This is a genomic window from Sphingopyxis sp. Geo48 (assembly GCF_949769155.1).
Lineage (GTDB): Bacteria > Pseudomonadota > Alphaproteobacteria > Sphingomonadales > Sphingomonadaceae > Sphingopyxis.
On the sequence record NZ_CATKPA010000011.1, the window covers coordinates 18,745 to 33,260 of the forward strand.

Genomic DNA, 14,516 nt, shown 5'->3' on the forward strand with positions numbered 1-14,516 from the left:
GCGTATACGTATACCCTATGGTCGCGCGGCCGATTTGGTCTCAATTGCTGGACCGACGATGGGAACACCCACGCGATGACGAGGATGCCGTGCGGCGCGATCTGCCGCTCCCGAGCCGTTGCGCGAACGACCCCCCATCGCAGCAGGGGAGCCTTTATGCGTAATTCTATCAGCCTCCGCCGCGGCGCCAGCACCGTAGCGCTCGGCTTTGCCTTGACCGCCATGCTTTCGGGCACCGCGATGGCGCAGGACGGCGCCGCCGCGCCCGCCGACGAGGCCGCGTCCGACAGCGACATCGTCGTCACCGGCTACAGCGCCAGCCTCCAGAGCGCCGTCAACGCGAAGAAGAATCGCGACCAGGTGGTCGAATCCATCTCGGCCGAGGATATCGGCAAGCTACCCGACGCGTCGATCGCCGAATCGATCGCGCGCCTGCCCGGCCTGACCTCGCAGCGTGTCTCGGGCCGTTCGAACTCGATTTCGATCCGCGGCTTTGCGCCGGACTTCTCGACGACCTTGCTCAACGGCCGCGAGCAAACCTCGACCGGCGACAATCGGGCGGTCGAGTATGACCAATATCCGTCCGAGGTCGTGAACCAGGTCCTCGTTTACAAGACGCCGATGGCCTCGATCGTCGGACAGGGGCTTTCGGGCACCGTCGACCTGCGCACCATTCGCCCGCTCGACTATGGCAAGCGGGCGATCTCGGTCGGGGTTCGCGGCACATGGGCCGACCTCGGCAAGCTGAACGCGGGTTCGAAGAAATACGGCTACCGTGTGAACGGCGTCTTCGTCGACCAGTTCGCCAACGACACGCTCGGCGTGGCGCTTTCGGCATCCTATGTCGACGAGCCCTACCAGATTCAGGAATTCAACGCCTGGGGTTATGCCGGCGGAGGCACCGCGGCGAGCCCGGTGGTGATCGGCGGCTCCAAAAGCTATGCGACCTCGACCCAGCTCACGCGCCTTGGCCTCCAAGGAACGGTGCAATGGCGGCCCACCCCCAATTTCACCTCGACGTTCGACGCCTTCTACTCGGACTTCAAGGATGACCAGATCAAGCGCGGCATCGAGCTTCCGCTCGGCTTCGACGTCAACAATGATCCCGCCAGCCCCAACGCCACCAAGCTGACGATCACCGATATCGATTCGAGCGGTCAGTTCGTGTTTGCGCGCGCCGGCCGCTTCTCGAACGTCGAGGGCGTCGTGCGCAACGACGTGTTCGAGCGCAATGCAAAGCTCTACAGCTTCGGTTGGAACAACCGCTGGGAAGGCGACGACGGCTGGAATGTCACGGCCGACATCAGCATGTCGAAAACCGACCGCAACGAACTGATCTTCGAAAGCAATGCCGGCACCGGGCGCGGCGCCGACGTCGGCGCGACCGACACGATCGGTTTCACCAGCGACCGCAACGGGACCATCTTCAGCCCCACCCTCAACTATGGCGACTATAACCTGATCCAGCTGACCAGCCCCCTGGGTTGGGGCGGGGATCAGACGGGGGTCGACGGGCGCCGGATCCGCGGCGGCCAGGACGGCTATTACAACAACCGCATCATCAAGGACGAGCTCTGGCAATACCGCGTCGAAATCGAACGCGAGCTGGAGGGCTTCCTTCGCTCGGTTCAGTTCGGGGTCAATTATACCGATCGCAAAAAGAGCCTGACCCCCGATGAAGCCTTCGTCGGCCTCGTCGCCAACACCGACGGGCTGACGAGCGTGCCGATCCCCGACCAATATCGCCTCGGCACGACCAACCTGTCGTACCTGGGGCTTGGTCCGGTGGTCAGCTACGATCCGCGCGACCTGCTCGCGGGCGGTATCTACCAGCTGGTGCCGAATCCCTACGGCGACGTCGTGGTCAAGGCCTATGACGTCTCCGAAAAGCTGATGACCACCTATCTTCAGGCGAATATCGACCATGAAATGGGGTCATCGGTGCTGACCGGCAATTTCGGCGTCCAGGCGATCTTTACCGACCAGAATTCGAACGGCGCGACGGCGTCGTTCGCGGGAACCAATCCGAACGGGTCGCCGAACATCGTCGGCATCCCGCGCCGCGAGAGCACCGATTATGTCGACGTGCTGCCCAGCCTGAACCTGTCGCTGCGCACAGCGAGCGATTTCGTGATCCGCGTCAGCGTGGCGCGCGAAATCATCCGTCCGCGCCTCGACGACCTAAAAGCCACGTTGAGCTATGGCACGACGGTCGGCGATCCGGGCAACATGGTCTGTCCGACGGGCCGCACCTGCGCCGTCGTCCGCGCCGGCGCGGGCAGCGCGGGCAATCCCGATCTCCGCCCGTGGCGCGCCAACGCCGCCGACCTGACGTTCGAGAAATATTTCGGATCGAAGGGCTATCTTGCGGTGCAGCTGTTCTACAAGGATCTGAAAAGCTACATTTACAACCAAGATACTCCGTTCGACTTCACCGGCTATCCGATCCAGGCACCGGGTAACGACGGCAACGGGCTGCCGATCATCGTCAATTACATGGGCACGATCAACGCGCCCATCAACGGCAAGGGCGGCAAACTTTACGGTGTCGAACTTGCCGGCACCTTGCCGTTCGGCGAGATCGTATCGGCGCTCGACGGGTTCGGTGTGACCGGCGGCGCCTCCTACACCAAGACCAAGATCGCGCCCACGCCCGGCGCGCCTGCGGAGGATATCCCGGGCTATTCGAAGTGGGTCGCGAACGGTACGGCCTATTTCGAGAAATGGGGATTCAACTCGCGCGTCAGCGCCCGCTACCGCTCGAGCTTCATCGGCGAGGTGTCGGGCTTCGGTGGCGCTCGCGTGCGGCGCCGCGCCCGGCCCGAGACGATTATCGACGCACAGATCGGCTATGACTTCCAGCCGGGCAGTGCGCTCGAGGGCCTCTCGATCTTCGTCCAGGGCCAGAATCTTACCGACGAGCCGTTCGTCACCGATGATCCGCGCGATAGCCGGGCGGTTATCGACTATCAGACATATGGCCGCCGGTTCCTCGCGGGCGCCTCGTTCAAATTCTGAACCCTCCCTGGGTGGGAGCGGCAGGGTCGCGCCGCTCCCATCATTTTGTTGCGCCGCCGGGGCGGCGCTGGTCAAAGGATCGCCATGCGGTTGATGATCATCGGGGGCGGGACGGCAGGCTGGATGGCGGCCGCCTGCCTGCGGCGGTTCCTGCCGCGCGACTGGTCGGTGCGGCTGGTCGAGTCCGATGAAATCGGAACGGTCGGCGTCGGCGAGGCGACGATCCCCCAAATCCGGCTTTTCAACGATGCGCTCGGCATCGACGAAGATGAATTTCTGGCGGCGACGCAGGGAACGATCAAGCTCGGGATCGAGTTTCGCGACTGGACGCGCGTCGGCCATCGCTACATGCACGCTTTCGGGGCGATAGGCCGCGGTCTGGGGCTGGTCGATTTCCACCATTATTGGCTGCGCGCGCGCGCCGCGGGACTGGCCGAAAGTCTGGACCATTATTCGCTGAACGAGCGGGCGGCGCGCGCGCGCCGGATGCAGCGGGGCGCGCCCCGCACATCGCGCTACCTCCTCGAAATGCCCTATGCCTACCACTTCGATGCAGCGCTGTACGCGGCCTTCCTCAGGCGCCGCGCCGAGGCGGGCGGCGTCGAGCGCATCGAAGGCAGGATCGGCGAGGTGCGCCTTGATCCGCAGCGCGGCGACGTCGCCGGCGTGACGCTGGACGACGGACGGCGGTTCGACGGCGATTTCTTTATCGACTGCTCTGGCTTTCGCGGATTGCTGATCGAGGGCGCGCTGGCGAGCGGGTACGAAGATTGGTCGCGCTGGCTGCTTAACGATCGCGCTGTGGCGGTGCCCTGCGCCCACGGTACGGTGCCGCAGCTTCCGTGGACCGGCGCCACGGCACGCGATGCCGGCTGGCAATGGCGCATTCCGCTCCAGCACCGCATCGGCAACGGCTATGTCTATTGCTCGGCGCATATCGGCGACGATGCTGCCCTGGATACGCTGCTCTCCGATCTCGACGGCGCGGCGCAGGCGGAGCCCAACCAGCTGCGTTTCGTCAGCGGCAAGCGACGGCGGATGTGGAACCGCAATGTCGTGGCGCTCGGCCTTGCGAGCGGTTTCATGGAACCGCTGGAATCGACGAGCATCCACCTTGTTCAGGCTGGAATTTCGCGGCTCGTCAAAATGCTCCCGTCAGGCGCCGCCGACCCTGCGGTCGCCGCGGAATTCAATCGGCAGAGCGACTTCGAATGGGAGCGTATCCGCGATTTCATCATTCTTCATTTCAAGGCGACCGAGCGGCGGGACACGCCCTATTGGCGGGACCGGGCGGAAATGGACGTTCCCGACACCCTTGCAGCCAAAATCGACCTCTTCCGCGCGCAAGGCCTGATCTTCCGCGAACATGAAGAGCTTTTCACCGAATCGGGATGGCTGCAGGTGCTGGTCGGACAAGCGGTCGAGCCCCTGCGCTGGCATCCGCTTGCCGACAGTCTCGAACCGGCCGAGCTAGCGCAATTTATAGCCGGCATCTCGCTGACGATCGAGCGCGAAGTCGCGCAGATGGAAAATTACGACGCCTTCCTTGCCGCGGCGCGTCCCGCAGGAGTTGCTGCATGATCCGTTGGTTCGTTCCGTTCGCGATGCTTGTCGCTTCGCTTCCCGCACCGGCGGCTGCGGAAGATGCGCGCTCGCGTCCCGTCTCCGACGACATCATCTATTTCGTGCTGCCCGACCGTTTCGAAAATGGCGACCGGTCGAACGATCGCGGCGGGCTGAAAGGCGATCGTCTTGCGACCGGTTATGATCCGACCGCGAAGGGATTTTATCATGGCGGCGATCTTGCCGGGCTTACGCGACGGCTCGATTATATCGAGGGTCTCGGCGCCACCGCGATCTGGTTCGCGCCGATTTTCCGCAACAAGCCGGTGCAGGGACCGAAAGGCGACGAAAGCGCTGGTTATCATGGCTATTGGGTCACCGATTTCACGAGCGTAGACCCGCATTTCGGCTCCAATGCCGAGTTCAAAGCCTTCGTCGACGCCGCTCATGCGCGCGGGATGAAGGTCTATATGGACATTATCACCAACCACACGGCCGATGTTATCCAGTATCGCGATGGCGATGCGTCGAGCTATCGTTACCGCAGCCTCGCCGACTATCCCTTTGCGCGGCGTGGAGGGGTCGACGGACCGGCGATTAATCCCGGTTTCGCAGGTGACCGCGATCCGAGCCCCGATAACTGGTCGAAGCTCGTGGACCCCTCTTTCGCCTATCAGCCGTTCGTCCCGAAGGGCGAGGAACACAGCAAGGCCCCCGCGTGGCTCAACGATCCGGTCTATTATCATAATCGTGGCAACAGCGACTGGGTCGGCGAGTCCGCCCTCTACGGTGATTTTGCAGGACTCGACGATCTGGCGACCGAGAATCCCGAAGTCATTAAGGGCTTTATCGAAATATACGGACGGTGGATCGACGAGTTCGGCATCGACGGCTTTCGCATCGATACCGCCAAGCATGTGAATCCGGAATTCTGGCAAGCCTTCGTCCCCGCGATGCAGGCGCGTGCGCGGGCCCGCGGAATTCCCAATTTCCATATCTTCGGGGAAATCTACATCGACGCGCTCGATCCCGGTGCGCTGGCGGCCTATACGCATTCCGCCGGACTTCCTGCGGTGCTCGATTTCGCCTTCGCCCGGGCCGCGATCGACGCGGCGAGCGGAACGAAGGGGACCGACCAATTTGCCCGCCTGTTCGACGGCGACATCCTCTACAAGGGCGGCGCGCGCGCCGCGCTGACATTGCCGACCTTCCTCGGCAATCATGACATGGGCCGTGTCGCGACCTTCGTGAAACAGGCAAACCCCGAAGCGGACGAGGCAGAGCTTCTGGCCCGCGTCAAGCTCGCGCACAGCATGCTACTCACCCTGCGCGGCATCCCCACCATCTACTATGGCGACGAGCAGGGCTTCCTGTCGGACGGCAACGACCAGCTCGCGCGCGAAGACATGTTCGCCTCGAAAGTCGCCGTCTACAACGATAATGATCTCGTCGGCAGCAACGCCACCACCGCGACCGCGAACTTCGACGCCAGCCATCCGCTGTATCGCCATATCGCGGCGCTCAGTGCTATTCGCCGGCACACACCGGCCCTCATGCGCGGATCCACGACGGTGCGGGCCTTCTCGGACAAGGCCGGTCTGTTAGCCGTGTCGCGCTTCGATCCCGACACCGGCCGCGAGGTCGTGCTCGCCTTCAATACGTCTGCAACGCAATTGTCCGCTAACATCGCGGTCGATATGAAAAGCCGGGCCTTCGAGGCGCTTTCAGGCAATTGTCCGGCAGCCTCCGCCGCGCCCGGCACCCTTGCCATCACCGTCCCGGCCTTCGGCACCTTGATCTGCCAGGCCGGCGAATAAGCGAAAACAACAGTGACGATAAACCAGCCCCTCGCAAAAGACCCGCATAGCTGTACCGAAGCCTCTCCGCCTTGGTGGAAGGGTGCCGTCATATATCAGGTCTATCCGCGTAGCTTCGCCGATTCGAACGGCGACGGGGTTGGGGACCTTGCCGGCATTACTGCCCGGCTCGACTATATCGCGTCCCTCGGTGTCGATGCGATCTGGCTTTCTCCCTTCTACCCTTCGCCGATGGACGACTTCGGATATGATATTTCCGACTATCGCGGCGTCGATCCGATTTTCGGGACTCTCGACGATTTCGATGCACTCATCGCCCGCGCGCACGCGCTTGGTCTGAAGGTAACCACCGACCTGGTTTTTGCCCACACGTCGGATCGCCATGCCTGGTTCGCCGAAAGCCGCACGAGCCGCGAGAATTCGAAGGCCGAATGGTATGTTTGGGCGGACGCGCGGCCCGACGGTACGCCGCCGACCAATTGGCAGTCGGTGTTCGGGGGCCCCGCCTGGACGTGGGACGCGCGCCGCGGCCAATATTATCTCCATAATTTCCTAGGCTCGCAGCCGCAGCTCAACGGGCATAACCCCGACGTGCAACAGGCCCTGCTCGACGTCGTGCAATTCTGGCTCGACCGGGGGGTCGACGGCTTTCGTATCGACGCGATCAATTTCGCGATGCACGATCCCGAACTTCGCGACAATCCGCCGGCGGCGCCCTCGAACAAGGTCCGGACGCGGCCCTTCGATTTCCAGCAAAAAATCTACAACCAGTCGCACCCCGACATCCCGTTGTTTCTCGAACGGATTCGGGCGCTTACCGATCGCTATGCCGACAGGTTCACTGTTGCGGAGGTCGGCGGCGACGACGCGGTGCGCGAGATGCGGCAGTTTACCGCCGGCGGGCACCGGCTCAACAGCGCCTATGGCTTCGATTTCCTCTATGCGGACCAGCTGACCCCGAAGCTCGTTCGCGAGGCGGCGGAGCAATGGCCCGATGCGCCCGGGACCGGCTGGCCAAGCTGGGCCTTCGAAAATCACGATGCGCCGCGAGCTCTCTCCCGCTGGACTCCGCCCGGCACCGACCGCGCGGCCTATGCGCGAATGAAGATGGCGCTGCTTTGTGCGCTGCGCGGCAACATCATCATTTACAACGGCGAGGAATTGGGACTGGACCAGGTCGACATACCTTTCGAACTGATCAAGGATCCCGAGGCTCTCAAGAATTGGCCGCTTACCTTGTCGCGCGACGGCGCGCGCACGCCGCTCCCGTGGGAGGGCGGCACGGCCCATGCGGGCTTTTCCAGCGCTGAGCCTTGGTTGCCGCTGGGCGCGGCACATGCGGCGCTCGCGGTCGACCGGCAAGAGGATGATCCGGCCTCGCTGCTGCATCTGACGCGTCGACTTGTGGCGCTGCGCGCCGGGTACCCGGCCCTCCGCGCGGGCGATAACCGGAACTGGATAACCGAGGGCGATCTGCTCGCCTTTGACCGAATTGCCAGGAACGATCACCTTCGCTGCCTCTTCAATCTTGGAAATGGAACAATCGACATTTCCGGGCACGCGGGTGTCGGCACGCCGGTCGTGGCGCTCAACGGAGCCACCATCGATTGTCTGCCGCCCTGCGGCGCGCTCTGGCTGAACGTCCAAGGAGATATGTGATGCGCCGTCTGGCTCTGGCCGCCTTTGTTTCGTTCGCCCCGGTTCCCCTCCTCGCCCAGCCGGCGCCGGCGACGCAAACCGCCACCTCGCCCGACGGCAGCATCGTTCTGACGGTGTCCACCGACGGCGACCAGCGACCGACATGGTCGCTGTCGCGGCGGGGCAAGCTGCTCATCGCGCCCTCGAAACTCGGGTTCATCCTGACGGACGGCATCGGATTGCAACGCGGCTTCTCGATCGTCGACAGCGAGCGCAAGCGTTCCGATACGCGTTGGGAGCAACCGTGGGGCGAACGCCGCTTCATCCGCGATGTGCACAACGAACTGCTGGTCCGGTTCCGGCAAGACGAGAGCTGGGGCGGCCACGCGATGAACCTTCGCTTCCGGCTTTTCGACGACGGCATCGGCTTCCGCTACGAGTTGCCCGAACAACCCGGCTTCAAGACAGCGCATATCGCCGACGAATTCACCGAGTTCGACATCGTACCCCAAGGGACGGCCTGGTGGATTACCGGCGGCGAATGGAACCGCTATGAGCAGGTCTACCAGAAAACGCCGATCGACGCCGTCGCCACGGCGCACACGCCGTTGACCATGCGCCTCGACGACGGGACGCATCTCGCCTTTCACGAGGCCGCGCTGGTCGACTATGCGGGCATGTGGCTCAAGCGCGCTGAAGGGCAGAAGTTTCGCGCCACCCTGTCGCCGTCGTCGCGCGGACCGCGCGTCACGCGCGATCTGCCCTTCGCGACGCCATGGCGGACGATCAGGATCGCGGATTCGGCGGCGGGTCTCGTCGAAAACGACCTCGAACTGAACCTGAACGAGCCGAACAAGCTCGGGGACGTCAGTTGGGTGAAGCCGATGAAATATGTCGGGATCTGGTGGGGCATGATCCGCGGGGACTGGAGCTGGGCCGAGGGGCCGAAGCACGGCGCCACGACCCAGAGGACCAAGGACTATATCGATTTTGCCGCGAAACACGGGTTCGGCGGAGTTCTGGTCGAAGGCTGGAACAAGGGCTGGGACGGAAACTGGTTCGGCCATGGCGACAAATTCAGCTTTACCCAGCCGACCGCGGACTTCGACCTCGCGGCGGTGACCGATTATGCGAAGCGCAAGGGCGTGACGCTGATCGGTCATCATGAGACGGGCGGAAACATAGCCGTTTATGAGGCGCAGCTCGAAGATGCGATGAAGCTGTATGGAAAGCTCGGCGTCAAAGCCGTGAAGACCGGTTATGTGGCCGACGCGGGCGGGATTATCGCACCCGGCGATGCGCCAGGCGAAACCCGCATGGAGTGGCACGACGGCCAGCGGCAGGTCGAACATCATCTCAAGGTCGTCGAGACGGCGGCCCGGTACAAGATCGCGGTCAACCCTCACGAACCCGTGAAGGACACCGGCCTTCGCCGCACGTACCCGAACTGGGTCGCGCGCGAAGGTGCGCGAGGCATGGAATATAACGCCTGGGGCGCCTTCGCCAACGGCCCCGATCACGAGCCGACGCTGGTGTACACGCGCATGCTATCCGGACCGATGGATTTCACCCCCGGCGTGCTCAGCCTCGAGGGCGCAAACAAGGCGCCGCTGGCCTCGACGCTTGCGAAGCAGCTTGGGCTCTACCTTGCGATATATTCTCCCATCCAGATGGCCGCGGACTTCATCGAAAACCTCGAGGCGCATCCGCGCGAACTCGACTTCATTTCCAAAGTCCCTGCCGATTGGTCCGAGAGCAAATTGATTGCCGGAGAAGTCGGCGACTATGCGATCTTTGCCCGCAAGGACCGCGCAAGCGCCGACTGGTATGTCGGCGGCGTCAACGATGCGACCGAGCGGACGCTGTCGCTGCGGTTCGACTTCCTCGATCCCGGCAAGACCTATACGGCAACCATCTACAAGGATGGCGAAGGCGCAACCTATCTCACCGACGCCCGGCACCGCATCGCCTATGACAATATCCGGGTGAAAAAGGGCGACACGTACCGCCTGTGGCTCGCTCCGGGCGGGGGAGCGGCCATGCGCCTGCATCCCGGACGATGACGATCCGGCGGCACCTGGTGGCGGCGCTGATGGCGCTGTGGGCGCTGCTCGCCCTGCCTGCCGAAGCCGCCGATCGCGGCCGTCTTCTCCAATATGATCATGTCTTCGCTGCCGGATTGCCCGAGCAACGCCTGACGATCTGGCTGCCACCCGGCTACGACAAGGGCGTCCGTCGCTATCCGGTCGTCTATATGCACGATGGCCATAATCTCTTCGATCGGGCGTCGTCGAACTTCGGGAAGATATGGGAGGCGGACCGCGCCATGCTGGCGGCCATGAAGCGAGGAGCCGAGCCGCATATCATCGTCGGTATCTGGGCGCCGGGCGTGGATCGCTATCGCCAGTATCTTCCGGCGAGCGCGTACCGGCTCGCGGCGCCCGATATTGCCGCTTCTATGGCGGCGGCGGCGGGCGGTCCGATTCTGTCGGACGCCTATCTCGACTGGCTTGCGGGGCCTCTGAAATCATGGGTCGACGCGACGCTGCGGACTCGTCCGGGGCGCAACGACACCGTGATCATGGGATCGAGCATGGGCGGCCTCATGAGCTGCTATGCCTTTCTCGAACGTCCGGCGGTCTATGGCCGCGCGGCATGCGTCAGCTCGCATTGGCCGGCGGTCGCGCCCGGCGCCGTGGGCGACGCGGACCCTCGGCTGATCGCGCTCTGGGATGGTTGGTTCGCGGCACGCCTTGGCCCACCCGACGGGCGACGTCTCTGGATGGACCATGGCACGGCCACGCTCGATGCCCACTATGCGCCATATCAGCAAGCGATCGACGCGCGCCTCGCCGCCAGCGGATGGGAGCGGGGACGGGAATGGCAAAGTCGCGTCTATGATGGCGCACCGCATGACGAAAATGCGTGGGCAGCCCGTCTCCCGGAAATTTTCCTCTTTCTCATGGCGCCGCGATGAGCCCATCCGCCGAGGAACCGCTTCATATCGTCATTCTCGGCGGGGGTAGCGCCGGGTGGATGACGGCGGCGCTGTTTGCACATCTCTGGCGTGACAGCCCGATCCGGATTTCGGTCGTCGAGTCCCCCGACATCGGAATCATCGGGGTGGGTGAGGGGTCGACACCGCAGCTCAAGGCCTTTTTCGACGGCCTTGGCATAGCCGAAGCCGAATGGATGCCCGCGTGCGACGCCACCTACAAGCTCGGGATAGCGTTCGAGGGCTGGTCGGCGGGTGGCCAGGAGTCGGGCTATTTCCACCCCTTCCCGGGAACGCTCGACGTGCATACCCAGGCCGAGTTTTTCCGCAACGCCGCGTTACGGCGGACCGGCGTCGACGTCCCGGCAAATCCGGACCGCTTTTACCTTGCCGGGCGGGTCGCCGCTCGCGGAGGGGGACCGCATGGCGGCGAATCCTTCCCGTTCGATCTCGCCTACGGCTATCATTTCGACGCCTATAAGCTCGGCGCGTTTCTCCGCGATCACGCGGTATCGCAGGGCGTGACGCATCTTGCGCGGAAGGTGGTTAGCGTCGACGTCGGGGCCGACGGCAATGTGCGATCGCTGGGGCTGGAGGGCGGCGAGGCACTGGCGGCGGATTTTTTCGTCGACTGCAGTGGTTTCGGGGGGCTGATCGCCGGACAGGCGCTCGGCGCGCGCTTTCTGCCATTTGCGGAAAATCTTTTCAACGACCGGGCCGTCGTCATGCCGACGGCGCATGACGAAAGGGGCCCGGTCGTCACGGCTACGAAGAGCATCGCGATGACGGCCGGGTGGCGCTGGGCCATCCCGCTGACCACGCGGATCGGAAACGGCTATGTCTATTCAAGCCGCTATCTTGACCGCGATCAGGCCGAACGCGAGCTCAGAATTGCGCTTGGGCTAACCGATGCGGATGGTCCGGCGAGACATCTGGAGATGAAGGTCGGACGGCTCGAACATAGTTGGACGGCCAATTGCCTTGCGATGGGTTTGGCGCAGGGTTTCATCGAGCCGCTGGAGGCGACCGCGCTCCACATCGTCATCGCGACCGCACAAGAGTTCATCACGGCCTTCGAAGGCGGAGGCTTCACCCCCAGGCACCGCGACATTTTCAACGCCCGGATCGCGGCGCGCTATGAGGGCGTTCGCGACTATATCGTTGCGCATTACCGGATGAACCAGCGCGACGCCGATCGGGGCTACTGGCGCGATGCCGCCGGACTCGAGACTTTGTCGGACAATCTTAAGGCGATGATCACGGCCTGGTTCACGGGTGCCGATATTGGCGAAGCGATCGAAGATCTCCGCATCGGCGCCTTTTACCCGAATATCAGCTGGCATTGCCTGTTCGCCGGATATGGTGTTTTCCCGTCCAATGCCGCCATGCGATCACCCGTCACGACCGACCGCCCCGCCGATCTTGCCGCAATCGACCGCTTTCTGTCCCGAGCGGAGCTAAATTTCGTCCCGCCCACTTTTCCCGTCGCGGCCCGGCGACCGTGACGCGCGAACTCGTCGAAGATTTCGCGCGCGCGATCGGCGATGCGCTTGGTGCGCACGGCCCTGCTGTGGAGGCAGCACGAAGCTACACGCCGGGGGACTACAGCATCCATTTCTTCCTGCAGATTGCGGTGATCCTGTTCGTCTGCCGGATCACCGGCTGGGCGGCGAAGAAATGGTTCGGCCAGCCGCAGGTCGTCGGCGAGATGATCGCTGGCGTGCTGCTCGGCCCCTCGCTCCTCGGGCTTTTCTTCCCCGATTTTCAGGCCGTGTTGTTCCCGAAAGAGACGCGCAACATCCTCTATGTCGTCGCGCAGTTCGGGGTCGGGTTATATATGTTCATCGTCGGGACGACGCTCCGTCTTGACCATTTTCAGTCGAAGGCGCGAAGCGCCGCGGGCGTGTCGGCCGCGGGGATCATCGTGCCCTTCCTCTTTGCCTTTGCGATCACGCCATATCTTCTGACCATTTCGGGCCTCTTTTTGCCGGGAATAGGTCCGGTGAGCGCAACGCTGTTCATGGGCGCCTGCATCGCACTCACCGCGTTTCCGATGCTCGCGCGGATCATCAACGAGCGCGGACTTGCGAACACATCGCTCGGGACGCTGTCGCTGACGGCCGGCGCGTTCGACGATGCGGTGTCGTGGTGTGTGCTCGCGATCGTGCTCGCGACCTTCGGCGGAGGACCGGGTGTCGCGCTGCTCGCGATCTTCGGGGGCGGCGCTTATGTCGCGTTCATGCTGCTCGCGGGCCGCCGCCTGTTCATGCTGTTGGGCCGCGCGGTCGAGGCGAAGGGCGAGCTGACGCACACGCTCTTTGCAGTCGTGCTGATCCTTTACGCGCTATCGGCCTTCGTCATGGACACCGCAGGCATCCACGCGGTGTTTGGCGGCTTCCTGCTTGGCGTCTGCATGCCGCGCGGGCTATTCGCGGAGGAAATCCGTCGCAAGATCGAGCCGATGACGGTCGTGCTGCTGTTGCCGATGTTTTTCACTTATTCGGGGCTCAATACGCGGCTCGACATGGTAAATGACTGGAAGTTGCTGGCGGTCGCGCTCGGTATTCTCGCGGTGTCCATCGCGGCGAAGTTCGGCGCTTGCTGGCTCGCTGCACGGCTGGCGGGCGAGAACAACCGCACCGCGCTTGGCATCGGCGCGCTGATGAATGCACGAGGGCTGATGGAGCTGATTATCATCAACATCGGGTTGCAAAAGGGTATCATCGGCCCGACGCTGTTCGCGATGATGGTGCTCATGGCAATCGCGACGACCGTGATGGCGGGGCCGCTCTTCGAACTCGTCTATGGCCGCAAGGCGCGCGAGCGCGGCGAGCTCGCCTCGCTCGGCGGAAGCACGACAGGATAAGCAGGTTGCAATCGGGGAATGCCAGCCGCGCTAGCTCGGCATAGTGCGGATGCGGTGAAACAGCCGTTCCGTGAGAGGCCGATCGCAAACGATTTATGAATTCCTTGCTACCAAATGCGGAGCGCCGCGGCTTGATACCGTGTCGATCGAGCCGCCATTGGTCGTTGCGCTGGCATCGACCGGAATGCTGGCATCTTTTGAGCTACCTCCCCCCCCACCATCTGATTAACCGACTATAATTGCCGTTGCCGTTGCCGGCCTTGGCTGTTCCAATGTCGGGTAGTTGGGCAATCACTTAAGAGGTTTCCTGGACGGCCATTTTGACCGCTTTGTCGACGTAAATGTAATTCTGGATATCCGCCTCACGAGCTAACGCAACCAAATGTCTGCTTGTCGAGATCTGCGTCCCGGAAGCGGCCTGACAGCAAACGGCCATTCTCTGATAAGTGTATGTATCGCTCATTCGCTAGTCGAGACCTTCGGATATGCGCATTGCCAGCTCCGCTCTGTCGTCTTGCCTGAGGGCGATCTGGAGGTTTCTGCCACTCGGCTCGTCATAGCTGGTGACACGCCTCGAAGAGGAGACCCGGATCGGCAAAGGCGGGACCCTGGCGGCGCG

At 63.3% G+C, this 14,516-nt stretch carries 8 protein-coding genes; all 8 read left to right on the forward strand.

Going from position 1 to position 14,516, the window contains the following annotated elements; translation table 11 throughout:
- Window positions 1-156: 156 nt before the first annotated feature.
- A complete protein-coding gene (locus tag QOL79_RS19115) occupies window positions 157-3,018 on the forward strand; it encodes a TonB-dependent receptor (RefSeq protein WP_058457386.1) in 2,862 nt (953 codons plus the stop codon).
- 84 nt (window positions 3,019-3,102) lie between these two features.
- Window positions 3,103-4,599 carry a tryptophan halogenase family protein gene (locus tag QOL79_RS19120; protein WP_257546733.1) on the forward strand — a complete coding sequence of 499 codons (1,497 nt, stop codon included), beginning with the start codon at window positions 3,103-3,105 and terminating at the stop codon, window positions 4,597-4,599.
- Entirely contained in the window at window positions 4,596-6,398 is a 1,803-nt protein-coding gene (locus QOL79_RS19125) for an alpha-amylase family glycosyl hydrolase (protein ID WP_197410173.1), read from the forward strand. Before QOL79_RS19120 ends, QOL79_RS19125 begins: the two co-directional genes overlap by 4 nt.
- A gap of 12 nt (window positions 6,399-6,410) precedes the next feature.
- Window positions 6,411-8,057: an alpha-amylase family glycosyl hydrolase gene (locus tag QOL79_RS19130; RefSeq protein WP_058457388.1), complete on the forward strand. Its 1,647-nt coding sequence runs from the start codon at window positions 6,411-6,413 to the stop codon at window positions 8,055-8,057.
- The gene (locus QOL79_RS19135) at window positions 8,057-10,099 is read left to right on the forward strand and encodes a glycoside hydrolase family 97 protein (protein ID WP_058457389.1); all 2,043 of its coding nucleotides are present in this window, start codon (window positions 8,057-8,059) and stop codon (window positions 10,097-10,099) included. Before QOL79_RS19130 ends, QOL79_RS19135 begins: the two co-directional genes overlap by 1 nt.
- Window positions 10,096-11,013: an alpha/beta hydrolase gene (locus QOL79_RS19140; RefSeq protein ID WP_058457390.1), complete on the forward strand. Its 918-nt coding sequence runs from the start codon at window positions 10,096-10,098 to the stop codon at window positions 11,011-11,013. The genes QOL79_RS19135 and QOL79_RS19140 overlap by 4 nt, the downstream gene beginning before the upstream one ends.
- Window positions 11,010-12,536 (forward strand): tryptophan halogenase family protein, encoded by a 1,527-nt coding sequence (locus QOL79_RS19145; RefSeq protein ID WP_058457391.1) that lies wholly within the window; start codon window positions 11,010-11,012, stop codon window positions 12,534-12,536. Before QOL79_RS19140 ends, QOL79_RS19145 begins: the two co-directional genes overlap by 4 nt.
- Window positions 12,533-13,897, forward strand: coding sequence for a cation:proton antiporter (locus QOL79_RS19150; protein WP_082657822.1), 1,365 nt, complete (start codon window positions 12,533-12,535; stop codon window positions 13,895-13,897). The genes QOL79_RS19145 and QOL79_RS19150 overlap by 4 nt, the downstream gene beginning before the upstream one ends.
- The last annotated feature ends 619 nt before the right edge of the window (window positions 13,898-14,516 follow it).

Excerpts from the sequence above, each read along its gene's own strand:
- QOL79_RS19115 (WP_058457386.1), top strand. The coding sequence starts at position 157 with ATGCGTAATTCTATCAGCCTCCGCCGCGGCGCCAGCACCGTAGCGCTC.
- QOL79_RS19120 (WP_257546733.1), top strand. The coding sequence starts at position 3,103 with ATGCGGTTGATGATCATCGGGGGCGGGACGGCAGGCTGGATGGCGGCC.
- QOL79_RS19125 (WP_197410173.1), top strand. The coding sequence starts at position 4,596 with ATGATCCGTTGGTTCGTTCCGTTCGCGATGCTTGTCGCTTCGCTTCCC.
- QOL79_RS19135 (WP_058457389.1), top strand. The coding sequence starts at position 8,057 with ATGCGCCGTCTGGCTCTGGCCGCCTTTGTTTCGTTCGCCCCGGTTCCC.
- QOL79_RS19140 (WP_058457390.1), top strand. The coding sequence starts at position 10,096 with ATGACGATCCGGCGGCACCTGGTGGCGGCGCTGATGGCGCTGTGGGCG.
- QOL79_RS19145 (WP_058457391.1), top strand. The coding sequence starts at position 11,010 with ATGAGCCCATCCGCCGAGGAACCGCTTCATATCGTCATTCTCGGCGGG.